We start from the raw sequence: 24778 nt of genomic DNA, 5'->3' as shown, positions 1-24778 counted from the left end.
CCCCAGGGGAGGATCCGATGACGTACGGCAACGATCCCTACTCGCAGCAACCGCAACAGCCCGGCTACGGTCAGCAGCCACCCCCCGGCTACGGACAGCCGCCCCCGCCCGGCGGCTATCCCGGACAGCCGGTCGACTACGGCTATCAGCCCGCACCCGGTTACGGGGCGTATCCCCAACCGCCCTATGCCAGTTGGGGCGCCCGGGTCGGGGCCTACATCGTCGACTTCCTGATCGCGAGCCTGCCCGTGCTCATCCTCTACGGCATCGGCTTCGCCATCGGCTTCAAGGACGCGGACTGCGTCACCGAACATACCGACACCTCCTACAGCACCTCGTGTTCGGGCGGCCTGTCCGGCGCGGGCATCGCGCTCATCGCGCTGGGCGTGCTCTACGGCCTGGTCGTGGGGTTCTACCTCATCTATCTGGAGGGCAAGACCGGCCAGACCCCGGGCAAGAAGATGCTGGGCATCAGGCTGGTTCGCGAGGCCGACGGACAGCCGCTGGGCTTCGGCATGGCCTTCGTCCGCCGCATCTGCCACGTCGTCGACGCCCTGCCCTGCTACATCGGATTCCTCTGGCCGCTCTGGGACGCCAAACGCCAGACCTTCGCCGACAAGATCCTGAGCACCATCGTCGTCAAGGTCTGACCCCACCGCGAAAAAACGTGCCCGCCAGCGCTTTTCAGCGCGGGCGGGCACGTTGCTCGCAACCGACTCGGCGTCGGTCAGTTCAGGACGTCCAGCAGGTCGATGACGAAGACCAGGGTCTTGCCCGACAGGTGGTGGCCGCCGGACTCGCCGTAGGCCAGCTTCGGCGGGATGGTGAGCTGGCGGCGGCCGCCGACCTTCATGCCGGGAATGCCGTCCTGCCAGCCCTGGATCAGGCCGCGCAGCGGGAAGGTGATGGACTCGCCGCGGTCCCAGGAGGCGTCGAACTGCTCGCCGCTGTCGAACTCGACACCCACGTAGTGGACATCGACGGTGTCGCCCGGCTTGGCCTCGGCGCCATCGCCCACGACGAGGTCCTTGATCACGAGCTCGACGGGGGCGGGGCCATCCTGGAACTCGATTTCCGGCTTGCTGCTCATGGGCTGTCCTCTTCGATTATCGGGATCGGGTCCCGATCACCCTATGCCCCGCGCCACATCGAATTGCCACCAGCCCGAGCCCCGACATTCGAATCCAATACCGTGAAGGTTCGCGGCCCGTCTCGTTCTGGACTGAGCGGAGCGGGGGAGCGAAGCGGAGGAGCGGAGGGAGGGAAGAACGAGACCCCCAGGGCCGCGAACCCGCCCGGAGCGAAGCGGAGGGCAAATTGAGCACAGTAATCCTGATCGATGACCCGGAGGACCCGCGGGTCGCCGATTTCCGCGACCTCAATAATGCCGACCGGCGGCCCGACCTGCCCGGAGGCAAGGGTTTGGTGATCGCCGAGGGGGTCGTGGTCGTCCAGCGGATGCTGGCTTCGCGATTCACGCCGTTCGCACTTCTGGGGGTGGAACGCCGATATGAACAGCTCGCCGAAGATCTGGCCGGGGTCGATATTCCGTATTACCAGGCCAGCGCGGAGGTAATGGCGCGAGTCGTCGGATTCCATTTGAATCGCGGCGTACTCGCGGGGGCTTATCGGCCGCGGGAACTCACCGCCGACGAGGTGCTCGCCGACGCGCGTACGGTGGCCGTGCTCGAGGGCGTGAACGACCACGAGAACATCGGGTCGATCTTCCGCAATGCCGCCGGGCTGGGCGCGGACGCGGTGCTGTTCGGCGACCGCTGCTCGGATCCGCTCTACCGGCGTGCGGTGCGCGTCTCCATGGGGCACGTGCTGCGGGTGCCGTTCGCCCAGCTGCCGCCGTTCCCGGAGGGGCTGGACGTGCTGCGCGACAGCGGCTTCCAGATCATCGCCCTGACCCCGAACCCGAAGGCCGACACCCTGGCCACCGCCATGACCGGCGACAGGGTGGCGCTGCTGCTGGGCGCGGAGGGCCCCGGCCTCACCGAGGAGACCATGCGGGCCAGCGATATTCGCGCCCGCATCCCCATGACGCCGGGCACGGATTCGCTTAATGTTGCCACCGCCGCCGCTATGGCCTTCTACGAGAGAGTGCGAGCCCAGTGACCCATCCGCCCGACGGACCGTACGGATACGGGATTTCCGAGCCGACCCCGTGGGCGGCAGGCATCACCGCGGCGGCGCTGGTGGCCGCGCTGACGGCCGTCGGCGTCTACGCCTTCGGAGCGGCGCTGGCCCAGATCCATCCGCTGGTGTCGGTCGCGGTCAACCTGATCGCGGTGGGCGGGGCCGCGCCGACCGCGTGGCGGTGGCGGTTCGCACCGGTGACCCGCTGGGTGATCGCGGGGCTGGGCGTCGGCGTGCTGCTGGCGTGGGCGGGGCTGTTGCTGTTCTGACCCGGCCGGTCGGTCAGGACACCCGGTCGCGGCCGCGCAGCCAGCGCAGCAGACCGCGTTTGCCGTTGTCCTCGGCCCGCGGTTCCGGGATGAACTCGGGCCTGGGCGCCTCGCCCTTCGGGAACAGCGAGAAGCCGCACACCTCGATCAGGTCGGCGGTCAGGTCGTCCTCGGAAGCCTTGCCGCGATAGCGGAATCCGAGCCACTCCTGATTGGCGGCGTCGGCGAAATCGGGCGGATCGAAGGGCAGCAGCTGCGGATCGGGCAGTTCACCGGGCGCGAGTTCGATGGGATGCTCGCCCGCCCAGTACGTGAGCTCCCATACCCGCGGCATGCCCTCGTCCTCGAGGATATTGACCCGGGTGGCGCTGAAGGAGCGCCGGAATTCGCCGCGCTCCCATTCCGCGAACGCGCCCCAGCCCAGGGACAGGTCGTAGGAGACCAGGTAGGTGTGCTCGGAGGCGAGCGGGCGCACCAGCAACTCCGGCAGTTTGGTGGGGCGCGGCAGCGCGGCCTGATTCGAGCAGACGACGGTGACGCCGGGATAGCAGCCGATATAGACGGATTCGGGGTCGGGCCCGGCCCACACCTTCATGGTGCCCGAGGCCGCGGGCACCACGTCGCGATCCGGGTTGAGCTGTTTGGCCAGCGCGAAGGCGGCATCCGGATCGGGTCCGGGATGTTCGCGCAGCACCGCCACCGGATCGGGGGCGTCGACGTACCAGAGGGATGATACCGTGGACGGCACCGACGTCACCTCCCTAGTCATTGCACACAAGTCAGCTAATAATGAGCAATACTCGGCGGCCGAACGTCGGCGTCGACGCTGATCGGCCCGGCAATGACCGCCACCAGATAATGAATCTACCCCCGAGGCGGTCGAAATGTCGCTGTTGCCAACACCGTTTCCCGGCGTGCCGGAATGCGGAACGCCAGCGGGCCTAGCAACCCTCTAGCATCCTCGAAAATCGAGCGCCGGTCAGTGCGGCCAGAGAACTACTCAGTGACCTGAGCTGCGGACCCCCAGCAGCACGTCCTCCCAGGACGGCATCGGAGCCTTGCCGCCGCGCTTGGCCCGATTCGGCTTCTGCGCGTTCGGCTTCGCGGCGGGCTGCGCCGGGGCGGGTTCCGCGGCGGTCTCGGCGGCCGGTGCCTCCGGAGCGGGCGCGGGCGTCGCGGGGGCCGGAAGCGCCGGAGCGGCCTGCTCTTTCGCGGCCGGAGCCGGGGCGGGCGCGGGAGCGGCGGCCGTCACCGCGGGCACGGTGCCGTCACCGACCGCGGCGCGCTGCTCGAAGTAGTCCTCCGAACCGGCCTGCTTGGCGACCCGCGCGGGCGCGGAATCGTATTCGACACGCTCCTCGCGGGGTGCGGGCGCGGGGGCCGGGGCCTCCTCCACCGCGATGTCGTTCTGGTCCGGCAGGATGGTCGCCAGGCCGCGCAGGGCCCGGCCGAAGTCGGGATCGATGAGGTCCGAGGCCGGATCGTCGAGCGGCACCACCGAGCCGCCGTGTGCGTCGGGCTGGTAGCGCCAGTGCGCGGCGATCACCGAACGGCCCGCCTGCCACTGCAATTGGGCCACCCAGTAGCCCTTCTCGTCCTTCCAGGCGTCCCACTCGGCGACCTCGATATTGTGGCCGCGCTCGGCGAATGCGGCCGACACGATCTCGATCAGGGTCTCCACGGCCGGACCGTCATTGCGGACCGGGTGCGCCTTCTGCGCCAGCTCGGCGGCCCGGGCACGTTCCAGCAGAACGGGATACGCGAACCGCTCGACCCGCGAGAGCGGCATGCCGGATTCCTCGGTGACCTGCTCCACCGAAGCACCCGCGCGAATGCGGGCCTGGATATCGCGAGGACGCATCGTGGCTTCCGTTTCGATCTCGATTTGGCCGAATCGGGCAAGATCTCCGCGGGCAGCGGCGCGCAGTTTGTCATCGGCGGCGAGCCGATACTTCTGGCCGCTCTCGGTATCGATGCACACGATGTGCGTGGAGTCGGGCGTCAACCCGATTACTCGAAGTTCACGCACCGTTACCTCCTGTTCGCTGCGCAACTCACAGCTATAGCTAGGCTCGCGACACCGCCCACTTCTGGAACAGTAGTGCACTTCTGTTAATCATGGGGCAAGACACGCGGCGCGGAAGTCTGTTCACAGACCGCCGCGCCGCATACTCTTACCTGTTTTCGGTGTCGCCCGACACCGTTTTTCGGATCAGCCCAGCTGTCCGACAACCCAATCGATGCAGCGGGTCAGCTGCGAGACATCCTCGGGGTCGATGGCCGGGAACATGCCGATGCGCAACTGGTTACGGCCCAGCTTCCGGTACGGCTCGGTGTCAACGATGCCATTGGCGCGCAGCACCTTCGCGACCTGCGCCGCGTCCACCGAATCGGCGAAGTCGATGGTGCCGACCACCTGCGAGCGCAGCGCCGGGTTCTGCACGAAAGGCGTGGCGAATTCGCTGGTCTCGGCCCACGAGTACAGGCGCGAGGAGGAATCCGCGGTGCGCTTCACGGCCCAGTCCAGTCCGCCGTTGCCATTCAGCCATTCGATCTGGTTGGCGAACAGCAACAGGGTGGCGAGCGCCGGCGTGTTGTAGGTCTGGTCCTTGGTGGAGTTGTCGATCGCGATCGGCAGCGAAAGGAATTCGGGGGTCCAGCGACCCGAGTTCTTGATCTCCTCCACGCGCTCCAGGGCCTTGGGGCTCATCAGCGCGATCCACAGGCCGCCGTCGGAGGCGAAGCACTTCTGCGGGGCGAAGTAGTAGACGTCCGAGTCGGCGACATTCACCGGCAGACCGCCGGCGCCGGAGGTGGCGTCGATGGCGATCAGCGCGTGCTCGGAACCGGCCGGGCGCGAAACCGGAATGGCGACACCGGTGGAGGTCTCGTTGTGGGCCCAGCCGATCAGGTCGACCGACGGGTCGGAGGTCGGCTCGGGGGCGTCGCCCGGCTCCGACTTCACCACGATCGGGTCACCGATGAACGGGTTGCCCTTGGCGACCGAGGCGAACTTCGAGGAGAACTCGCCATTGCTCAGGTGCAGCGACTTCTCGCGGATCAGGCCGAAGGCGGCGGCATCCCAGAACGCGGTGGTGCCACCGTTGCCCAGCACGACCTCGTAACCGTCGGGCAGGGAGAACAATTCGCGCAGACCGGAGCGCACCCGGGCCACCACGTCCTTGACCGGCTTCTGCCGGTGGGAGGTGCCGAACACCGAAGCGCCGGTATTCACCAGGGACTGCAGCTGCTCGGGGCGGACCTTGGAAGGGCCGCAACCGAACCGTCCGTCGGCGGGCTTGAGATCGTCGGGGATGGTCGGGAACGCAGAGGTCATGGCGACAAGGGTAAAGGTGCTATCACCCGAGTTTGCAGGTGGGTCCGGGCCCGCAAAACCTTCCGACCCCCCACGTTTCGCGAACCTCGTTTTGCGATTCCGCAAACCGCGCGTATCGCTGTGGCACGAACCACACAAGCATTACGGTTTACCGCCATGGATATGGCCGCACACGAGCGACCGAACACCACCGGAGACCAGCCGCCCGCTGCCGCCTCCTCCACTCCCCCGGCAGCGTCGAATTCCGGACGGCCGCAACCTCGGCAAGCCCCCTTGCCACGCCTCGGCCTGCTGGCCCGCCTGTCCTCCCAATTCGGCTCCCGCGGCCTCACCCGCCGCGGCCCCGCCCTCGACGACGCCGCCCGCCGCGAGCTACTCCTACACGGCACCGAGGGCACCGCCACCATCCTCGGCATCACGACCGAGCCCGGACCGGAGTTCTGGGTGCGGGTTCAGCTCGAGGATCGGCATGCCTTCGAGACGCGGGTCGCGCAGCGGGTCAATGCCGCCGACCTGGAGTGGATGCAGCCGGGCGACATCGTGTGCTGCCGGGTCGATCCCGGGGACCACGATCGCGTCGTGCTGTATCTGCCCGCACCGGAGGAGACTTCGCGCACCGGCATCGCCAAGATCCTGGCCGACGGGCGGCGGGCCCGCGCCACCGTGCTGGCCGCCACGCCGGTCGCGGCCGACTACACCGGCCGCGACGATCCGGTCCTGCGACTGGATCTGGAGTTGCACGCGTGGGACGAGCCCGGGCCGTGGCGGGTCCGGGTGGTGCAGCCGGTTCCGCTGTCCGCCCTGGAGTTGGTCGATCTGGGCCGCCACCTCGAGGTCGCCTTCTTCACCGTCGATCGTGGCGAGTCGGTCGCCGTGGACTGGCTCGCGTCACGAGAGCTGTGAGCTCGAAACGCCGACGGTGATCTCGAAAAGCAGCGATCTCGAAAAGCTATGGCAGGTGCACGAATTGGAAGCCGTTGGACTTCAGGGCGGGGAGGGCGGCGAGCATGCCCGCGCCGGTTCCGGACTTGGGGCGGTGCATGTGGGCCAGGGAGATGCCGCCGGGTTTGGCGGCGGACATGGCCTGCTGGACCTGGGTGGCGGAGGCGGTCGCGCCGAAGTCGGCGTTGACCGAGTAGCCGAGCGGGGTTTCGCCAAGTTCCTTGACGATGGCCACGGCCACGTCGTCGTAGTGGGCGGTGCCGGGGCGGAAGAAACGCGGGGCGTGCCCGGTGAGGGCGGTGATGCGCTGGTGGTTGCCCCAGATCTCGTCCGCCGCGGCCTGCGCCGAGCCGGCGCCCTTGATCTCGTAGGCGGCGCGGCCGGTCACCGACAGCGGGCAGTGCGCGGTGCCGTGATTGCCGATCTCGAAGAGCGGATTGCCGGCCAGCTGGGTGGCGCGGGCCGGATTGGCGTCGATCCAGCGCGTGTTCAGGAACAGGGTGGCCGGGATCTGCTGGGCCTGCAGGAAGGCCAGCAGGTTCTCGTCGATGTCATTGTTGCCCGGACCGCCGCAGGCGTCGAAGGTGACCGCGAACTGCTTTCCGCCGGCATTGAATCCGGTCACGATCCCGTCCAGGTCCACACCCCAGCCCTGCGGCTGCCGACCGGCGAACTTGGCGGCCACCGCGTCGGGATCGACCCCCGACAGGGGTAACCGGGCGGGCGCGGTGCCCGGCTCCGCGGAACCGCGCGGCGGCTCCAGAATGCGGTCGGAGGAATTGCCGTTCGCCACACCGCATCCGGCGGTGAGGAGGCTCGCGGCCAGCGCCGCGCCCGCGGCGAAGAGGCCGCGCCTGGTCAGTCCTGCGTGGAGCACCGGTGCAGGTTATGTGAATCTGATCTCAACTGCCAGGACCTGAATCGGGATTACTTCAACCGTCGCGGTCTGGCAACCAGTTCGCCACCGCAGTTGGGGCAGACGTAATCCATTGTTCGACCGCAGGATTCACAGAAGCTGCACTCGTAGGAGCAGATCAGGGCGGCCCCGTCGGCGGGCAATTCCGCTACCTCGCAGCGCTCACAGCGGGTCCGCATCTCCCACGCCATCGCTACCTCCGTTTTCGCACCGTACCGATTTCGGGTTCATGCCACCGGCCGGATTGCCCCAGACTGTAGCCTGCCCGACCGAAACAACCCTGTTTGCAAGGAAGCACTTTGACATACCCGAACAACCCGTACCCGCAGCAGCAGCCCGGATACGGCTACCCGCCCGCAGATCAGCCCGCCCCGGGCTACGGCGCTCCGCAACCCGGCTACGGCGCGCCGCAGCAGCCCGCCTACGGCGCACCCCAACCTGCTTACGGCGCACCACAACCCGCGTATGACGCGCCCAAACCGGGGTACGACGCCCAGTCGCCCTACGGCGCGCCCCAGCAGCCCGTATACGGCGCACCACAGCCCGCATACGGCGCGCCCCAATCGCCCTACGGCGCACCGCAACCCGGCTACGGCGCACCCCAGCCCGGCTACGCTCCGTTCGGGGGATACGGAGCGGAGTACGCGAGCTGGGGCGCACGGGTGGGCGCGAGCCTGATCGACGGCCTGGTGATCTTCCTGCCCTTCACGCTGCTGTACGTCATCGCCTTCACCGCGGGCACGTCCGAGCCGACCTGCACGACCAGCGGGTACTACACCTCGTGCGATTCCGGCACCATGAACGCGCTGGGCGCGATCTGCATGCTGCTCGCCTTCGTGCTCATGGTCGGCGCCGGTCTGTTCTTCGCCTACCAGGAGGGCTCCACCGGCCAGACGCTCGGCAAGCGGGTGGTGGGCATCCGGGTGATCCGCGAGACCACCGGCCAGCCAATCGGTTTCGGCATGGCGATCGTGCGCAAGCTCGCCGAGTCGGTGAACAGCTTCGCCTGCTACCTGGGCTGGCTGTGGCCGCTGTGGGACGAGAAGAAGCAGACCCTGGGCGACAAGATCATGGGGACGATCGTCGTCAAAGCCTGATCTGTAAAGCAATGGCCCGTCGCGGTTTCCGCGACGGGCCATTGTTGTTTCGAGCGATCTACTTGTGCGACAGCAGATCCCAGCCCGGCACCGCCTCCGGCTGGCGCGGGGCCGGGCCGGTGTAGATGGCGGCCGGGCGGACCAGCTTGCCCAGCTTCTTCTGCTCCAGGATGTGCGCACACCAGCCGGCGGTGCGGCCGCAGGTGAACATGGCGGGCATCATGTGCGCCGGGACCTCGGCGAAGTCCAGGATCACCGCGGCCCAGAACTCGACATTGGTCTCGATGGCACGGTCGGGGCGGCGCTCGCGCAGCTCGGCCAGGGCGGCCTGCTCCAGCGCGGCGGCGACCTCGTAGCGCGGGGCGCCCAGGCGCTTGGCGGTGGCGCGCAGCACGCGGGCGCGGGGGTCCTCGGCGCGGTAGACGCGGTGCCCGAAGCCCATCAGCTTTTCCTTGCGGTCCAGGATGCCCTTGACCAGAGCCCGTGCGTCGCCGTCCTTTTCGACCGCCTCGATCATGGGCAGCACGCGGGCCGGGGCGCCGCCGTGCAGCGGGCCGGACATGGCGCCGATGGCGCCGGACAGCGAGGCCGCCACGTCCGCGCCGGTGGAGGCGATGACGCGGGCGGTGAAGGTGGAGGCGTTCATGCCGTGCTCGGCGGCGGACACCCAGTAGGCATCGATGGCCTCGACGTGGCGCGGGTCCGGGTCGCCCTTCCAGCGGGTCATGAACCGCTCGGTAATGGTGGCGGCCTCGTCGATCTTGGCCTGCGGCACGGCGGGCTGGTAGATGCCGCGGGCCGACTGGGCGACGTAGGACAGCGCCATGACCGAGGCGCGCGCGAGGTTCTCGCGGGCGGTGTCGTCGTCGATGTCCAGCAGCGGCTGGTAGCCCCAGATCGGGGCCAGCATGGCCAGGCCCGCCTGCACGTCGACGCGCACGTCGCCGGTGTGGATGGGCAGCGGGAACGGCTCGGCGGGCGGTAGGCCGCGGCCGAATTCGCCGTCCACGAGCAGGGCCCACACGTCGCCGAAGGTGACCCGGTTGGCGACCAGGTCCTCGATATCGACGCCGCGGTACCGGAGCGCACCGCCGTCCTTGTCGGGTTCGGCGATATCGGTGGTGAAGGCCACCACGCCCTCGAGACCGCTCACGAAGCCGTCGGGGACGACATTGGGTACCGCAGCGCTGGCAGTCATGTTGTGACTCTCCTTGCAAATCGGGCTGCCCGATCCCTGGGCGGCCACGCCGATCAATCTGGCGCTTAACGCGAGCATTACCGCGGAGTAACGTCTGCCCCATGGTTGACCAGGAGAAATTCGCCACTGCCGATGTCGACATCGCGGCCCTTCGGATCGAGTACGGAGTCGATCAGGGCGACAACCATCCGGGACCGGAAACCGACCTGGACGCGGACTGGCTGGGCGATGGCTGGGAGCCGTTGCTGCGCAATTGGATCGAGGACGCCACCAGCGCGGGCCTGCCCGACCCCAACGCCATGGTGCTGAGCACGGTCGAGATCACCGAGACCGGTCCGCGCCCCTCCTCGCGAACGGTCCTGTGCAAGGGGCTTTCTCCCGAAGGTGTGACTTTTTACACCAATTACGAATCGTTCAAGGGCCGCCAGCTCACCCAAACCCCCTACGCCTCGGCCACTTTCGTCTGGCCCGCGATGGGGCGGCAGGTGACGGTGCGCGGCCCGGTGCACCGCCTGCCGGCCCAGGCCACCGAGGTGTACTGGCAGTCCCGCCCGCGCGGGTCGCGCCTGGGCGCGTGGGCCTCGGAGCAGTCGCGGCCCGTCGCCTCCCGTGCCGACCTGGACCGGCAGATGGACGCGACGACCGCTCGCTTCGCCGACGTGGACGACGTTCCGGTGCCCCCGTTCTGGGGCGGCTTCCAGATCCAGCCGGAGACCGTCGAGTTCTGGCAGGGCCGCCGCAGCCGCATGCACAACCGCATCAAGGTGACCCTGGAACCCGGCAACACCGACGTCTCGGCCATGAAAGTCGAACGCCTGCAACCCTGATCGCGCTGTGGTGCTGAAAGGGGTTTCAGGGGAAGCCCCTGAGAGCTACGAGAGTTGGATATCTCACGTTCAAATGGTGGGATGATCCGCCCAAAACTCCTAGCCAAGCGCTGTTTCGCCTCGCTAATGTCAGATCGGTGAAGCTGCTCGCCGATATAACTCCATTGCGGGATCCTGACTACCGCCGGTTGTGGACCACCGGCATCGTCACCGTGATCGGCGCGCAGCTGTCCGTCGTAGCCGTCCCCAAACAGCTTTACGACATCACCCACAGCTCTTCGTATGTCGGCCTGGCCGGACTCTTCGGCCTGATCCCGCTCATCGTGTTCGGCCTGTGGGGCGGCGCGCTCGCCGACGCCATGGACCGCCGCAAGCTGCTGCTCATCACCAGCGCGGGCACCGGCCTGACCGCCCTCGCGTTCTGGGCCCAGGCCGCCGCCGGGCTGAACAATGTCTGGCTGGTGCTGATCCTGTTCTCGCTGCAGCAGGCGTTCTTCGCCATGAACCAGCCCGCCCGCAGCGCCATCTACCCGCGCCTGCTGCCGCCCGAGCAGCTCCCGGCCGCGCACTCGCTGTCCATGACCGTCATGCAGTTCGGCGCGATCGCCGGACCGGTCCTGGCGGGCATGCTGATTTCGCTCGCCGGTCTGTCCACGCTGTATCTGCTGGACTCGATCGCCCTGCTGGCCACCCTGTGGGCGGTCTGGAAGCTGCCGCCCATCCCGCCGCACGGCGAGACCGGCCGCGCTGGCCTGCGCGAGATGTTCGACGGTTTCGCCTATCTGGCCACCCAGAAGATCCTGCTGGCCTCCTTCGCGGTGGACGTGGTGGCCATGGTGTTCGGCATGCCGCGCGCCTTGTTCCCACAGATCGCCCAGGACAGCTTCGGCGACTCCGCTTCCGGCGGAACGGCTTTGGGCCTGCTGTTCGCGGCCATGTCGGTGGGCGCGGTGGTCGGCGGGGTGTTCTCGGGCTGGCTGTCGCGGGTGCGGCGGCAGGGCCTGGCCGTGGTGGTGTGCATCGTGCTGTGGGGCCTGGGCATGATCGGCTTCGGCCTGGCGGTGGGCCTGGTCGGGCACGGGCTGGGCATGACGCTCGCGCTCTGGATCGCCCTGGCCTGCCTGGCCTTCGGCGGCGCGGTGGACATGTTCTCCGCGGCCCTGCGCACCACCATGCTGCAGTCGGTGGCGACCGATGAGATGCGCGGGCGACTTCAGGGCGTGTTCATCGTCGTCGTGGCGGGTGGACCCCGCATCGGTGATGTTGCGCACGGTTTCGCGGCCGCCGCGGTGGGTACCGCTGTGGCAGCGGCGGGCGGTGGTTTCCTGGTCGTGATCGGCATGATGATCGCGGCCGTCGCGTTTCCGGCCTTCGTGCGCTACCGGGTGTCTCGCGCGCATTCGGAGGTGCAGCTCGCCTAGCCTTTTCGAGGTTGATGCACATAGCACATGACCGCCGCTCTCCTCACCTGCGAACGATGTGACTGTGAGGTAGCAAAGAGACACCCTCATTAGTCGGGCGTAGTGGACAGCGGCTAGCGTTGACTCAAGCGCATCGCGCGCCGACCGCGTCCGGTGCCTACGGTTACAAGCCTGAGAGGGATCCTTCCGTGCCCGCTGAGAACATCATCAACGTCGACGACGACGCCAAGCCGGTACTGCAATACCCGGGCGGCGAGTACCCGATGACCGTCGCCAAGGCCGTCGAGGGCAATGACGGGATCGACCTGGGCAAGCTGCTGGCCAGCACCGGGTACGTCACCTACGACCCCGGCTTCATGAACACGGCTTCGACCAAGTCGGCCATCACCTACATCGACGGTGAGGCGGGCATCCTGCGTTACCGCGGGATCCCGATCGAGCAGCTGGCGGGCAAGTCGACCTTCATCGAGGTCAGCTACCTGCTCATCTACGGCGAGCTGCCGACCCAGGCCCAGCTCGACGACTTCACCGACCGGATCCGCCGCCACACCCTGCTGCACGAGGACCTGAAGCGGTTCTTCGACGGCTTCCCGCGCAACGCGCACCCGATGCCGGTGCTGTCCTCCGCGGTCAACGCCCTCTCGGCCTACTACCAGGACTCGCTGGACCCGCGCGATCCCGAGCAGGTCGAGCTGTCCACCATCCGACTACTGGCCAAGCTGCCCACCATCGCGGCCTACGCCTACAAGAAGTCGGTCGGTCAGCCGTTCCTCTACCCGGACAACTCGCTGTCGCTGGTGGAGAACTTCCTGCGGATGACCTTCGGCTTCCCGGCCGAGCCCTACGAGGTCGACCCGGAGATCGCCGCCGCGCTGGACATGCTGCTCATCCTGCACGCCGACCACGAGCAGAACTGCTCGACTTCGACCGTGCGCCTGGTGGGTTCGTCGGACGCCAACCTGTTCACCTCCGTCTCCGGCGGCATCGACGCGCTGTGGGGCCCGCTGCACGGCGGCGCCAACCAGGCCGTGCTGGAGATGCTGGACGAGATCAAGGCCTCCGGCGGCGACGTCAAGGAGTTCGTCCGCAAGGTCAAGAACAAGGAAGACGGCGTGAAGCTGATGGGCTTCGGGCACCGCGTCTACCGCAACTACGACCCGCGCGCCACCCTGGTCAAGCAGGTCGCCGACGGCATCCTGGCCAAGATCGGCGGCGACGACCAACTGCTCGACATCGCCAAGGCCCTCGAAGAGGCCGCGCTCACCGATGATTACTTCATCGAGCGTCGCCTGTACCCGAACGTCGATTTCTACACCGGCGTCATCTACCGGGCCATGGGCTTCCCGACCCGCATGTTCACCGTGCTCTTCGCCATGGGCCGGCTCCCGGGCTGGATCGCGCACTGGCGCGAGATGCACCGCGAGCCACTGAAGATCGGCCGTCCGCGCCAGATCTACACCGGCTACGGCGAGCGCGACTACATCGAGATCACCGGTCGCTGACCGCCTTTCGGATCACCCCGCCGCAACGCATCGTTGCGGCGGGGTTTTTCGTTTACAAGGACTTGTTAAGGATCTTGCTGGGGTGAGGCGGCAATCTTGTTCCGGTAAGCGAGAAACGATCTCACCGAAACCGAAAGAGCATGTGCGACAGGCACATACGAGTTATCGAGGGGATCCGAACTCCGGGTGTCACCTGCCGCGGCGGGGGCGGCAGGTGACACCCGGAGAAAATCGGATGCGGCGGGCGGAAATTCGTGGGATGTTCGAGTCATGGCATCGACGAATGGTTTCACCGTGCGTTCGGCGCGAGCGGAGGAGCGAGCCGAGATCATCCGGCTGTCGGAGATCGCCTTCGGCATGCGGGTCAATCCGGCCGATACCGAATACGGCACCCAGGTCTTTCCCACCGACCGGGCACTGGTCGCGGTCGACGGCGATCAGATCGTCGGGCACGCGAACGACCGGGTCATGACCGTCACGGTTCCCGGCGAGCGCACCATCCAGGCCAGCGGCGTCACCAGCGTCGTGGTCGCGCCCACCCATCGGCGACGCGGCATACTGCGCGCGCTCTACACCGAACTGCATCGGCGCTCCGAATCCGAGGGGCTGCCGCTCACCATCTTCACCGCCAGCGAGGGCACCATCTACGGCCGCTTCGGCTACGGCCCGACCGTGGTGGCGAACGAAGTCTCGATTCGCGGCCGGAAGGCCGAATTCCGTTCCACCACACCGGATCCCGGCGGCGTCCGGATGGCCACCCGGGAACAGGCCGAGGCCGTGCTGCCCGAAATCTACGACCGCTGGCGGCGACTCGTCCCCGGCGCGCAGATCCGGCCGGAAGCTCGCTGGCAGCAGCGGGTTTTCGCCGATGCCGTGCAGAGCGAGGGCGGCTCACCACTGTTCTTCCTGGTCCATCCCGACGGTTACGCGGTCTTCCGTCGCGCCTGGAGCGACGAGGGCAAGAACACCGCGAGCATCCACGAATTGCGGGCCGTCACGCCGGAGGCGCACATCGCACTGTGGCGAGTGCTGCTGAGCATGGACCTGGTCGACAGCATCGAGGCCGAGCTCACCGACCACGATCCGCTCCCCTACCTGGTGACGAATCCGCGCCTGGTCAAGACCACCGGCCGCCACGACGCCCTGTGGGCCCGAATCATGGACGTCCCGGCCGCCCTGACGGCCCGCACCTACCAGCGGGACCTGGATGTCGTGCTGTCCGTGGACGATCCGTTCCGGGACGCGGGCGGCAGCTTCGCGCTGCGAATCCGCGACGGCATCGCCGAGTGCGAGCGCACCGACCGCACCCCCGACCTCGCACTCGGGATCGACGTGCTCGGCAGCATCTACTTCGGCGCGTACCGGGCCCGGGTCTTCGCCGCCGCCAACCGCGTCCAGGTCAAGGACCCGGCGGGCCTGCGCGCCTTCGACGAGGCCTTCGCCTCGGATCGGGATGCGGAACTGGGCTGTTTCTTCTGAGCCGAACGGGAACCCTGACCTCGAAAGTCAGGGTTTTCCCGGTGTTCGCGGCCGCGGACCGCTGGCATGCTGGGAGATGTGAAACCCATCCAGTTGATACTCAACGTCCTGTGGCTCGTGCTGGTCGGATTCTGGATGGCCATCGGCTACGTGATCGCCGGACTGATCTGCTGCGTGCTGATCGTGACCATCCCGTGGGGCATCGCGTCCTTCCGGATCGCCAACTTCGTGCTGTGGCCGTTCGGTCGCGAGGCCGTGGAGAAGCCGGACGCGGGCGTCGGCTCCATGCTCGGCAATATCGTCTGGATCATCGTGGCGGGCTGGTGGCTGGCGCTGGGTCACCTGATGACGAGCATCGCGCTCGCCCTCACCATCATCGGAATCCCGTTCGCCTGGGCCAATCTCAAGCTCATCCCGGTCTCCCTGCTCCCGCTGGGCCGCGAAATCGTCGACGCGGACCGGCGTTTCGGGTATTGACGGCTATTCGGACTCGTCCACGATCTGCTTCATGATGCCGACGGCCTCTTTGAGCACGGTGATCTGATCGGGCGTGAGCCCCGAGAGCTGATCGGTCATCCACGCCTCGCGGGCCTGGTTCTCATCGGCGACCAGGGCCCGCCCGGCGGTGGAGAGCGACACGATGATCTGCCGCCCGTCGGTCGGGTGCGGATTGCGTTCCACCAGATCCAGTTCCGACAGCGAGGCGATGACCCGCGTCATGGACGGCGGCTGCACCCGCTCCTTGGCGGCGAGCGCGCCCGGGGTCATGGCGCCTTCCCGATTCAGCGTGGCGAGTGCGGACAGCTGGGTCAGCGAAATCTGGGCATCGGCCCGGCGGCCCCGCAGATGCCGAGTCAAGCGCACCACCGCCAGCGAGAGTTCACCGGCAAGCGCTCGAATGTCGGAAGGCGTTGTCACAGAGGCAAACGATACGGGACCGCTCGCGTGGGAGTCGGCTGTTCGGGTGCCTAGCCACCGACGGCCCCGGCGCGCCACCCGAACCGCCCGCAGCCCTTAGTCTGGTTCGGTGACCACTCCCGTGCCGGAGATTCCCCCGCGCTTCACCGACCCGCGGCCCGTGCTGGCCGTGGGCACCATCGGATTCCTGATCGCGACCATCGCGGTATGGGCGAACGACGCCTGGGCCACCGCACGCCCGGTTTGTCTGATGGGCCTCGGGGTAGGACTGCTCGGCTACACCATCTTCGCGATTCAGCGGCGGGGCGCACGGCGCGGCGACAAAGGCGCGCAACTCGGCCTGGAATAGCGGACCAAACGACTGGTCAAGCGTCCAGGGAAGTCTCACGAAACGAACTTGCGGAGCGTGCGAATTGACTGCACGCGTCGCGGACGCTTAACTCCCTGGAGTGTCCTCCCGATTGAGCGTCGAAGAACGACGGGCCCACCTTATCGAGGCGGCCATCGGCCTTGCCGAAAAGAAGGGCGTGGCAGGAGTTACCACGCGCGATGTTGCCCAGGCAGCCGGTGTTTCCCTCGGTGTGGTGCATTACTGTTTCGAAAACAAAGATCAGCTGATGACCGAGCTGGTCAAGGCGCTCTCGATGGAATTGCGTGATTCCGTCGACGCCAACGAAACCGTATGGCAGGACGTCGGAACCGGAAAAGAAGCGCTTCAGAAATTGGTGCGCGCGGGTCTGGAACTCATGTGGCTCAACATAGAAGCCACACCCGAGCGCCAGCTACTCACCTACGAAACCACCACCTACGCCCTGCGCGAAGGTGAGCAGACGCCTGCCAAACTCGCCATCGCCCGCGAGCAGTACACCTTCAACGACTCCACCGTCGCCGATATCTGCGAGCACGCGCGCGAGGCCACCGGCACCCAGTGGACCGTTCCCGTCGGCACGCTGTCGCGCTTCATCCTCGCCACCATAGACGGCGTCGTGCTGCGCTGGCTGGTGGACAACGACAGTGCCGCCGTCCGTGACCAACTGGACGTTCTCGCCACCACCGTGGCAGCCCATTCGGCCTGACCCGGGCCCTCCCCCTTTCCGGCGCGGACACTCGAGGTGTCCGCGCCGGACCTGATTTCGCCCCCGGCCGGGCCGATGCTCAGCGGCGCGAGAGGTTCTGGGGCTGCGCCTGCACGTGGGTGACGCCGTCCTCGTGCCACCAGGCGACCTCGACGGTGGCCTCGTAGGCGCCGGTGAGCCGCACCCGCAGTTGGTCGTGGACCACGAGTTCCCCTGCGGGCGTGGTGAAATCGAACTGCATGCGCAGCAGGACGCCGAGCGGTTCGGCCGCCCAGGAGGTTTCGCGGCCCGCGCTCACCACCTCCGCGGTCACCGCCTCCGAGGCCAGCGGCAGATCCAGCAGGGTGGCAAGGGATTTCGCGGTGGCGATGTCTCCGACCACCAGGCGGTCCACCGGCAGCGCCGGGCCGAACCAGGAGCGATCCAGCACCAGGCCGTCCGCGGCCGGGATCACCTCGCCCGACAGCGCCCGCACCTGACCCGGCAGCACCACTTCCTCGAGATCCAGGCGGCCGGACTCCAGCGCCTCGGCCAGCAGCCGGTAGGTCTGCGAAATCGACTCGGGGGTGGGCCTTCTCGCCGGATCAGCGAGCGCGTCGAGCAGTTCCTCGGCCAGGGCGGTGGTCAGCACCTCCGGGTCGGCGAGGACACCGCGCAGCACCGCCAGATCCTCGGCGTCGAAGCCGGGCAGCTGCGGGAGCAGGCCCGCGAACAGGGTGTCGTCCGGGTGCCGGAGCAGGCCCAGCGGGATGCCGTCGAGGTGCGCGTGCCGGTGCAGCCACCAGGCGGTGTAGCCGTCGCGGTCGGCGAGCAGGGCGCGGGTGGAGCGGTCGGACAGCAACAGCCGCAGGGCCTCCGGCCACTCGCCGTCGTCCACCAGGTCCAGGTCGCGCACGGCGATCAGCTCGGCCGGATCGTCGGTCAGGCCCTCCCACCAGGTTTCCTCGTCGTCGAGGTGGTGGTCCGGGCCGGTCGGATCGGACTCGGTCACCAGAGTGAAGCCCCAGCCGACGCCGATGGCGCGCAAGGCTTCCGGGCCGTAGCGCTCGAGGACCTCCGGATCCACCGTCGAGAACGGCGAATCCGACACCAGCACCCGGCCCAGCGGCGCGTCGGGCAGCAGCAGCTCATCGGCGGGCAGCGAATCGCCATCCACATCCGGCAATTCGAGCAGGCCGAGCCAGGACGGCAGCGTGCCGGGCGCGGCGAGAGCGTGCGCGGCCAGGCTCAGCACCGCGTCCACGGTGTCCGGATCACTCGGATCGTCCTCCAGCACGGCCTGCAGACCCGGATCGTTCAGCAGATCCTCCGGCGTGGCGGGCCGCGCCCCCAGCCGCCCCAGCAGCTCGTGGGCCGCCTCCGGGTGCACCAGGCGCGCCCAGTGCACCGGTACCGCCGACTCCAGCCGGTCGTCCAGCACCACCGTGCGCGGGCCCGTCACCAGCCGCCCATCGGTCAGCGGCACCGCCAGCGCACCCAGCTCCTCCACCGACAGCGGATCCACCGCGAACGACTCCAGCGCGTCGTACAGCGAATACCACCACTGCGGTTCACGTTCCAGGCTGCTCGACAACTCCGCGATCCGCGCCAGCCCGACCCGATGCACATCCAGCACCGCCAGCGCGTCGGCATGCATCCGCCCGGACAACTCCGGAATCACCAGCGGCCCAACCATCTCCGCCAGCAGATCGGCCAATTCCGTAGTAACCCCGGTAAACACGCTGACCCGGCGCGGCGCGGCCACCGCGCCGCCGTACGAATCCACCGTCGCCCCGGCGCTTTCGGCCATCGGAGATTCATCCACAACGATCCCCAGGGCGGAGGCCGCCCCGCCGCTGTCAGCCGCCCCGGCCATGTCATCCGGCTCGGCCGGTGCGCCGAACTCCACGAGATCGCCCGATCCGGACGCCACCACGTCGTGCGGCCCGATCGCGTCATGGGGTTCGACTGCGCCGTAGGGCAATTCATCCTCGACCGGCAGCTCCCACAGCGGCAGCGTCTCGTGCTCCGCCGCCCGGAGCGTGGGGCTCTTGGCCGCCGGTGAACCGGCCGCCCGGTTCGTGACGGACGGGCCGCCCGGACCCACCCGATCGGTGCCACCCGACGTGGCCTCGGGATCACCCACCACCCCGGTGTCGCCTGTCGCCGAGGCGGATTCGCCCGTCACAGCGCCGAGAGCGGCCGGGGTGCCGAAGGCGGCGAAATCTGCTGGTGGGAGGGCGGATTCGGGAAGGGGGGACGAGTGGACGGTGCGGATGGGGAGCCATTCGTGGTCGCGGAGGTCGGCGATCAGGGCCTCGCGGAGCAGGCCGTCGGCCTCGCTGCGGGCGAAACCCGGGGTGGGGACCAGGACCAGGCGGTCTCGGGGCGGGAGGGCACGGACGAAATCGGCGTAGCCGGTGGCCAGGGCGGTCAGGTGGGCGCCGGGGAGCAGGCGGCGGCGGTCGGGCTGCATGGGGATGTCGGCGATGAGCAGGGCCGGGATGGACAGTTCCTCGTCCGAGCGGGTGGGGGCGCGCAGCACGTCCGGATGGGCGGCGACCGGGCGGCCGTCGCGCACCGGCAGCAGCCAGCGGGCCCGTTCGGCGCGGTACTGCCACCACGTCCGCACCTCGGAATCCGGGCCGGTGATGCGCAGTTCCGTCAGACCGTGGTCGAGTTCGCGCGCGGTGCTCGCGATCTCGTCGTCGCCGATGCGAATGCTGTGCAGCGCGGGCAGTTCCAGCAGCAGGTCGGCCGCTTCGGCCCGCATCTCGGCGAGCAGGGCCACGGTGTCGACACCCTCGCGCAGGCGCAGCACGATCTCGCTGTCGAACCCGGCGGCGGGCCGCTCCTCGATCGCCCAGGCCAGGCGCAGCGCGGGCGGCTCGAAACCGCCCGGCGCCTCCGGGATCTCGATGCCCTGCTCCCCCAGCAGCGCCCGGGTCCCGGTCCGCGAGAACCGCACCGACCCGCTGGTCGACCGCAATTCCACTTCGTCCGACACCGTCAGCACCGCGGTGAAGCCGACCCCGAACTTGCCGACCGGCGCGCTCCCGCCGGACGTGCCCTGGGTCATGCCGGATGCGTCCTGGGTCTTTCCCGACGCACGCAGTGCCGTCAACGCGTGCACACCCGAGACATCCAGCGCCGCGCCGCTATTGGCCACGTGCAGGGTCCGCCCGTCGAGCCAGACCGCGACCCGGCCGTCGACCCCGGCCTTCACCGCCGCGTCCGCCGCGTTCTGGGCCAGCTCGGTCAGCAGCCGATCCCGGTATCCGGCCCGCACCAGATCCGCCTCGGTGGCGGCATCCTCCCGCAACCGGGTCGGCGACCCCCGCCACGCGGCCAGCACCCCGGCCCGCAACTCCCCGGTCCCGAACGGATCCCCCAGATCGGTCGCGATCACGCCCTATACCCCTTCCCGCACAACGGTTTTATGGCACGCCAAAGCCAACCATCCGGTCATTTCACAGAATTCCGACAAGATCCGCCGGAAACCGGGTCCACCACACCACCCGAATCGTCCCGACGCAATTATTCGCCAGCCACCTCGACCGCCCGGCCGAGCACATCAAGCCATCCGGGCGGGGCGCTCAGCGCCAGCCGGCCGATACCCCGAGCCACCCGGCGGGAACTCCGAGCCACCCGCCGATCGACTCAGTGCGACTCCGAAGTCCCCGAATCAGGCTCCATCCGCACCGCATTCACGGCCCAGGCATCGTCATACACCGAATCCGGATCCGCCACCTCGAAGAGCCCGACCACGCCGGACTCGGCAGCGGCCTCGGGCGCGGCGGCAGTGGCTTCCGGCGACTCGGATTCGGCGACAACGGTTTCCGCCTCGGCGGCCGCGGCCTCCCGGGCGGCGGACAGCGCGTCCACGACCTCCACCACGCCGGATTCATCCTTTTCGCCGGTCTCGACCGATTCCGCCTCGGCTGCCGGGGCTTCCGGGCGCAGGTCCTCGGCGGGGATGAGTTCCACGGCGGCGTCGTCGTAGGCCTCGTAGAGCGGTGAGCCATTGCCGCTGGGCAGCACCACATCCGAGTGGGCGCCGCAGCCGTAGGCGACGTGGACGACGTGGCCGTCCGCGCCCATGGCATTGGCGCAGACGCCGAAGGCCGAGCGCAGCGCGCCCGCGAGGGGAACGTAGAAGCCGCACAGGCCGCAGGTGGAGGGTGCGGCGCGGGCCATGTCGGTGTCGGGACCGTATTCGGTGAACCAGCGGTCGGAGGCTTCCTCGCGGCCCTCGCGGGAGAGCGCCTGGGTGCGGCCGAGGCCGATCTCGAGGGCCACCTCGTCGACGGCCGGGTCGCCGGTGGCGACATAGCCGGGGACCAGGCGGGGGTCGCCGAGCGGCGGGGCCAGCAGATCGCCGGGGGCGAGATCGCCGGGGCGGATGCGCTGATCCCACGGAATGAAGTCGGGGGCGACCAGGGCGTCGGGGCCGGGCAGCAGCGCCGACTCGCTCACCGTGGCGACCGTGGCCGCCGGCGGGGCCGCCACCACGACCGCCCACTGCCAGCCGCGATAGCCGGGCAGGGTGGCCGCGAAGTGGTGGGTCGCCGAGGATTCGTCCTCGGCGGTCACGCCCAGATGCGCGCCCACCCCGATCGGCTCGAGATCCAGGAGCGCACGGCGGGCCAGCTCGACCGCCTCCGCCAGGATCGGCCGCACACCGGACTCCGAAACTCCAACTGCGCTCACGGTCTACATTTTGCCGCATGGAGCGCAAACGCCGTGCACCGGTAGTGACCGCCATGATCATGGCGTCCACCGCCCTGGCTCTGGCCGCGGCGCTCACGGCCTGCACCAGCAGGGACAACACGCCGAAGTGGCGGGTCGAGGTGGTCGCCACCCGCCCGCACGACACGCGCGCGTTCACCGAGGGCTTAGAAGTCGACGGGTCGGTTCTGTACGAGAGCACCGGTTTGCCCGGGCACTCGTACGTCAGCGCCACCGACCTGACCACCGGCGTCGAGACCGCCCGCGCCGAACTGCCCGAGCCGCTGTTCGGCGAGGGCATCACCCGCGCCGGCGATCTGCTCTGGCAGCTCACCTACAAGGACGGCATCGCCTTCGCGCGAGACCCGGCCACCCGCACCGAGATCCGCACCGCCCGCTTCGACGGCGAGGGCTGGGGCCTGTGCACCCGGGCGGATCGCGTGCTCATGAGCAACGGCAGCTCGACCCTCACCTTCCGCGATCCGCGAACCTTCGCGGTCACCGGCGCCATCGCGCTCACCAGCCATAAGAACGCGAAACTCAACGAACTCGACTGCGCCCCGGACGGTTCCGTCTACGCCAACAGCTGGCCCGGCGACACCATCCTGCGCATCAACCCCGACACCGGTGAGGTGCTGGCGAGTATCGACGCCTCCGGCCTGCTCCCCGACCACGCCCGCACCCCCGACACCGACGTCCTCAACGGCATCGCCCACCTCCCCGGCACCGACCGTTTCCTACTCACCGGCAAGAAGTGGCCGACGTCCTACGAAGTCCGCTTCGTACCCGCCTGATCACCCGTCGAGGGCGGCATACGACCGAAGATGTGGCGGCGCACACCGGCGGTAGTGCAGCCACCGGTCGGCGACACTGCAAGAATTGACGCGTGACTCCTCCCCGTGACCCCGGTGCCGACCCAGGTCGCTGGGGCGACGAGGACTCTCCCATGATCGAACGGCACCCGGGGTACGACCGCTATCCGCCCGCCAACCGCGCGGGCCGCCGACCCGTCCCCCCGCACGACGAGCCCGAAGTCCCGGAATTCCTCACCCGCCGCCCGCCCGCCGACCCGTCCTCCGGCGCCCGCGGCGAACCCCCGCGCGGGTCCCGCGACGAATCCGAAGGCCGGACCTCACGCTGGTCGCGCCGCCGCCACGAAAAGGCCGAGGCCCAGGACAAATCCGGAATCCGTGACCAGCCCGGCGACAACCCGCCGACGCGGCCGTACGAAACCCGGCCGCCCGACGGCACTCCGGACGATCCGCGAGCGTGGCAGCAGCCGCACGACTTCGGTACCGCCCGCAAGGTCCGCTACGACCCGGAGTCCGGAACCGGCCCGGAACCCAGGCACCCGCACCGCCACGGAGCCGACGCGGCGCCGCCCACCCGCCGGGATCCGGGCGACCACCCGACCCGGCCCGATACCGCGCGGCACTTCCACGACGAGGCGCGGTACCCGGAAACGGCCGCGGCGCAATCGCATGCGCCCGAGCCCGGCTCGCAGGACAGCAACGGCCTGCACAAGCCGCCGCGCAAGCTGACCGTCACCCGGGTCGCGGCGCGGCGCAGTATCGAGCTGACGCAGAGCGGATTCGCGACCTTCCAGCGCGCGGCCAAGGCCGACGGTGCGGAGGAATCCGGACTCACCGCGCTGATCTACGCCACCATGGCGAATTTCGCGACCGACGCGGCCATCGCGGTGGCGCTGGCCAACACGCTGTTCTTCGCGAGCGCCACGGCGGAATCCAAAACCAAAGTGGCGCTGTATCTCCTGATCACCATCGCGCCGTTCGCGGTGATCGCCCCGGTCATCGGCCCCATGCTGGACCGGCTGCAGCGCGGTCGCCGGGTGGCGCTGGCGGGGTCGTTCGGGCTGCGGGTGTTCATCGCCATGCTGCTCATCTTCAATATCGACAACTGGGCGCTGTACCCGCTGGCCCTGTGCATGATGATCCTGTCCAAGTCGTTCTCGGTGCTGAAATCCGCGGTCACCCCGCGCGTGCTGCCACCGGGAATGGACCTGGTGCGCACCAACTCCCGGCTCACCGTGTTCGGCCTGGTCGGCGGCACGCTGGGCGCGGGCGGCGTGGCCGCGCTGACCGCCAAGCTGACCGGCTACACCGGCGCGCTGCTGCTGGCCGCCGCGCTGGCCGCCGCCGGCGCGTATCTGAGCCTGCGCATCCCGTCCTGGGTGGAGGTCACCGAGGGCGAGGTCCCGGCCACCATCGGATATCACGGCAACGACGCCCGCACCGAGGTGCTGGATCCGAGCCAGGCCGACCGGGTGCAGCCGAGCAAACGCCGTCAGCCCCTGGGCCGTTCGGTGGTGACCGGGCTCTGGGGCAATGGCACCGTGCGCGTCCTGACCGGGTTCCTCACCTTCTACGGCGCGTTCGTGGCCAAGGCCACCGAACATCGCCCGGTGCAGCAGATCGCCATGCTGGGCGTGATCGGCGCGGCCGCCACCATCGGCAACTTCACCGGCAATGCCAGCGGCGCGCGCATGAAACTCGGCCGCCCGCAACTGATCGTGCTGAGCTGCACCATCGCCTGCGTCGCGGTGGCCGTGGTGGCGGCCCTGCTGGACAACCTGATGGGCGCGGCCATCGCGACCATGGTCGCGGCCTGCGCGAGCGCGCTGGCCAAGGTCTCGCTGGACGCCTCCATCCAGGACGACCTGCCGCCGGAATCCATCGCCTCGGGTTTCGGCCGCTCCGAGACCGTGCTGCAGCTGGCCTGGGTGATCGGCGGTTCGATGGGCGTGCTGCTGCCGCCGACCTGGTGGATCGGTTTCACCGCGGTCGCGTCGGTGATGGCGCTGGGCTTGATACAGACCGTGGTCAGCTACCGTGGTCATTCGCTACTGCCCGGTTTGGGCGGTAACCGCCCCCAGCACGCCAAGCAGGAGGTAGCGCACGGCGCGGGGGAACCCACCCCATGACGGACA

The 24778-nt window shown here is 68.9% G+C and carries 24 protein-coding genes; 14 read left to right on the top strand and 10 right to left on the bottom strand.

Annotated elements, in window-relative coordinates; genetic code table 11:
- The first annotated feature begins 17 nt into the window (after positions 1-17).
- Positions 18-650: an RDD family protein gene (locus tag NS2_RS03085; RefSeq protein ID WP_036547348.1), complete on the top strand. Its 633-nt coding sequence runs from the start codon at positions 18-20 to the stop codon at positions 648-650.
- 77 nt (positions 651-727) lie between these two features.
- Here the strand turns inward: NS2_RS03085 and NS2_RS03080 are convergent, their stop codons facing one another.
- Positions 728-1090, bottom strand: a complete 363-nt coding sequence (locus NS2_RS03080; RefSeq protein WP_033085498.1) for an FKBP-type peptidyl-prolyl cis-trans isomerase — start codon at positions 1088-1090, stop codon at positions 728-730.
- A 227-nt stretch (positions 1091-1317) separates the two neighbouring features.
- Here NS2_RS03080 and NS2_RS03075 point away from each other — a divergent pair, with 227 nt between their 5' ends.
- Positions 1318-2121 (top strand): TrmH family RNA methyltransferase, encoded by an 804-nt coding sequence (locus NS2_RS03075; RefSeq protein WP_033085497.1) that lies wholly within the window; start codon positions 1318-1320, stop codon positions 2119-2121.
- Positions 2118-2411: a DUF2537 domain-containing protein gene (locus NS2_RS03070; protein ID WP_228102614.1), complete on the top strand. Its 294-nt coding sequence runs from the start codon at positions 2118-2120 to the stop codon at positions 2409-2411. Before NS2_RS03075 ends, NS2_RS03070 begins: the two co-directional genes overlap by 4 nt.
- 13 nt (positions 2412-2424) lie before the next feature.
- Here the strand turns inward: NS2_RS03070 and NS2_RS03065 are convergent, their stop codons facing one another.
- The 3 genes from NS2_RS03065 to serC form a co-directional block, all read right to left on the bottom strand.
- A complete protein-coding gene (locus NS2_RS03065) occupies positions 2425-3159 on the bottom strand; it encodes a DUF6928 family protein (protein ID WP_228102613.1) in 735 nt (244 codons plus the stop codon).
- Between the two features lie 252 nt (positions 3160-3411).
- Positions 3412-4440 (bottom strand): septation protein SepH, encoded by a 1029-nt coding sequence (gene sepH, locus NS2_RS03060; RefSeq protein WP_033085550.1) that lies wholly within the window; start codon positions 4438-4440, stop codon positions 3412-3414.
- Positions 4441-4623: 183 nt separating this feature from the next.
- Positions 4624-5748 carry a phosphoserine transaminase gene (gene serC / locus NS2_RS03055; RefSeq protein ID WP_033085495.1) on the bottom strand — a complete coding sequence of 375 codons (1125 nt, stop codon included), beginning with the start codon at positions 5746-5748 and terminating at the stop codon, positions 4624-4626.
- A 156-nt stretch (positions 5749-5904) separates the two neighbouring features.
- On the opposite strand from serC, the gene NS2_RS03050 reads away from it, so the two are divergent.
- Positions 5905-6651 (top strand): hypothetical protein, encoded by a 747-nt coding sequence (locus tag NS2_RS03050; protein WP_228102612.1) that lies wholly within the window; start codon positions 5905-5907, stop codon positions 6649-6651.
- A gap of 46 nt (positions 6652-6697) precedes the next feature.
- Here the strand turns inward: NS2_RS03050 and NS2_RS03045 are convergent, their stop codons facing one another.
- Positions 6698-7567 carry a polysaccharide deacetylase family protein gene (locus NS2_RS03045; protein WP_231992968.1) on the bottom strand — a complete coding sequence of 290 codons (870 nt, stop codon included), beginning with the start codon at positions 7565-7567 and terminating at the stop codon, positions 6698-6700.
- A gap of 50 nt (positions 7568-7617) precedes the next feature.
- Positions 7618-7785, bottom strand: coding sequence for a DUF1272 domain-containing protein (locus NS2_RS03040; protein WP_197707934.1), 168 nt, complete (start codon positions 7783-7785; stop codon positions 7618-7620).
- A 120-nt stretch (positions 7786-7905) separates the two neighbouring features.
- Between NS2_RS03040 and NS2_RS03035 the strand changes: the two genes are divergently transcribed.
- The gene (locus NS2_RS03035) at positions 7906-8703 is read left to right on the top strand and encodes an RDD family protein (protein ID WP_033085494.1); all 798 of its coding nucleotides are present in this window, start codon (positions 7906-7908) and stop codon (positions 8701-8703) included.
- Positions 8704-8761: 58 nt separating this feature from the next.
- Here the strand turns inward: NS2_RS03035 and NS2_RS03030 are convergent, their stop codons facing one another.
- Complete coding sequence (locus NS2_RS03030; protein ID WP_033085493.1) at positions 8762-9901, bottom strand: citrate synthase 2; 1140 nt, start codon at positions 9899-9901, stop codon at positions 8762-8764.
- 101 nt (positions 9902-10002) lie between these two features.
- Between NS2_RS03030 and pdxH the strand changes: the two genes are divergently transcribed.
- From pdxH to NS2_RS03005, 5 genes are all read left to right on the top strand, one after another.
- Entirely contained in the window at positions 10003-10728 is a 726-nt protein-coding gene (gene pdxH / locus NS2_RS03025; protein ID WP_033085492.1) for a pyridoxamine 5'-phosphate oxidase, read from the top strand.
- Positions 10729-10865: 137 nt separating this feature from the next.
- Positions 10866-12149: an MFS transporter gene (locus tag NS2_RS03020; RefSeq protein WP_033085491.1), complete on the top strand. Its 1284-nt coding sequence runs from the start codon at positions 10866-10868 to the stop codon at positions 12147-12149.
- Between the two features lie 188 nt (positions 12150-12337).
- Positions 12338-13651, top strand: a complete 1314-nt coding sequence (locus NS2_RS03015) for a citrate synthase (RefSeq protein ID WP_081985601.1) — start codon at positions 12338-12340, stop codon at positions 13649-13651.
- A 270-nt stretch (positions 13652-13921) separates the two neighbouring features.
- Positions 13922-15130, top strand: coding sequence for a GNAT family N-acetyltransferase (locus tag NS2_RS03010; RefSeq protein WP_033085490.1), 1209 nt, complete (start codon positions 13922-13924; stop codon positions 15128-15130).
- A gap of 66 nt (positions 15131-15196) precedes the next feature.
- Complete coding sequence (locus NS2_RS03005; protein WP_155240020.1) at positions 15197-15607, top strand: YccF domain-containing protein; 411 nt, start codon at positions 15197-15199, stop codon at positions 15605-15607.
- Positions 15608-15610: 3 nt separating this feature from the next.
- Here the strand turns inward: NS2_RS03005 and NS2_RS03000 are convergent, their stop codons facing one another.
- Entirely contained in the window at positions 15611-16048 is a 438-nt protein-coding gene (locus tag NS2_RS03000) for a MarR family winged helix-turn-helix transcriptional regulator (RefSeq protein WP_033085489.1), read from the bottom strand.
- A 109-nt stretch (positions 16049-16157) separates the two neighbouring features.
- Between NS2_RS03000 and NS2_RS02995 the strand changes: the two genes are divergently transcribed.
- A complete protein-coding gene (locus tag NS2_RS02995) occupies positions 16158-16397 on the top strand; it encodes a DUF2530 domain-containing protein (RefSeq protein ID WP_045435853.1) in 240 nt (79 codons plus the stop codon).
- A gap of 112 nt (positions 16398-16509) precedes the next feature.
- On the top strand, positions 16510-17124 hold the full coding sequence (locus NS2_RS02990) for a TetR/AcrR family transcriptional regulator (protein ID WP_155240021.1): 615 nt from the start codon (positions 16510-16512) through the stop codon (positions 17122-17124).
- A 79-nt stretch (positions 17125-17203) separates the two neighbouring features.
- Here the strand turns inward: NS2_RS02990 and NS2_RS37125 are convergent, their stop codons facing one another.
- Both NS2_RS37125 and NS2_RS02980 read right to left on the bottom strand, forming a co-directional pair.
- Positions 17204-20512 (bottom strand): sacsin N-terminal ATP-binding-like domain-containing protein, encoded by a 3309-nt coding sequence (locus tag NS2_RS37125; RefSeq protein ID WP_425575460.1) that lies wholly within the window; start codon positions 20510-20512, stop codon positions 17204-17206.
- Positions 20513-20763: 251 nt separating this feature from the next.
- Entirely contained in the window at positions 20764-21813 is a 1050-nt protein-coding gene (locus tag NS2_RS02980) for a DUF3027 domain-containing protein (protein WP_081985600.1), read from the bottom strand.
- Between the two features lie 17 nt (positions 21814-21830).
- On the opposite strand from NS2_RS02980, the gene NS2_RS02975 reads away from it, so the two are divergent.
- Entirely contained in the window at positions 21831-22625 is a 795-nt protein-coding gene (locus NS2_RS02975) for a glutaminyl-peptide cyclotransferase (protein WP_071812183.1), read from the top strand.
- 152 nt (positions 22626-22777) lie between these two features.
- Entirely contained in the window at positions 22778-24772 is a 1995-nt protein-coding gene (locus NS2_RS02970; RefSeq protein ID WP_222594860.1) for an MFS transporter, read from the top strand.
- Positions 24773-24778: the final 6 nt, after the last annotated feature.

Source organism: Nocardia seriolae NBRC 15557 (assembly GCF_007990715.1).
GTDB classification, from domain to species: Bacteria; Actinomycetota; Actinomycetes; order Mycobacteriales; family Mycobacteriaceae; genus Nocardia; species Nocardia seriolae.
The sequence above is the reverse complement of the archived record's forward strand: the minus strand, read 5'-3'. Positions and strand labels throughout refer to the sequence as shown.

Coding starts and splice junctions, on each gene's coding strand:
- NS2_RS03085 (WP_036547348.1), top strand. CDS start 18: ATGACGTACGGCAACGATCCCTACTCGCAGCAACCGCAACAGCCCGGC.
- NS2_RS03080 (WP_033085498.1), bottom strand. CDS start 1,090: ATGAGCAGCAAGCCGGAAATCGAGTTCCAGGATGGCCCCGCCCCCGTC.
- serC (WP_033085495.1), bottom strand. CDS start 5,748: ATGACCTCTGCGTTCCCGACCATCCCCGACGATCTCAAGCCCGCCGAC.
- NS2_RS03050 (WP_228102612.1), top strand. CDS start 5,905: ATGGATATGGCCGCACACGAGCGACCGAACACCACCGGAGACCAGCCG.
- NS2_RS03040 (WP_197707934.1), bottom strand. CDS start 7,785: ATGCGGACCCGCTGTGAGCGCTGCGAGGTAGCGGAATTGCCCGCCGAC.
- NS2_RS03030 (WP_033085493.1), bottom strand. CDS start 9,901: ATGACTGCCAGCGCTGCGGTACCCAATGTCGTCCCCGACGGCTTCGTG.
- pdxH (WP_033085492.1), top strand. CDS start 10,003: ATGGTTGACCAGGAGAAATTCGCCACTGCCGATGTCGACATCGCGGCC.
- NS2_RS03010 (WP_033085490.1), top strand. CDS start 13,922: ATGGCATCGACGAATGGTTTCACCGTGCGTTCGGCGCGAGCGGAGGAG.
- NS2_RS03005 (WP_155240020.1), top strand. CDS start 15,197: ATGCTGGGAGATGTGAAACCCATCCAGTTGATACTCAACGTCCTGTGG.
- NS2_RS02975 (WP_071812183.1), top strand. CDS start 21,831: ATGGAGCGCAAACGCCGTGCACCGGTAGTGACCGCCATGATCATGGCG.
- NS2_RS02970 (WP_222594860.1), top strand. CDS start 22,778: ATGATCGAACGGCACCCGGGGTACGACCGCTATCCGCCCGCCAACCGC.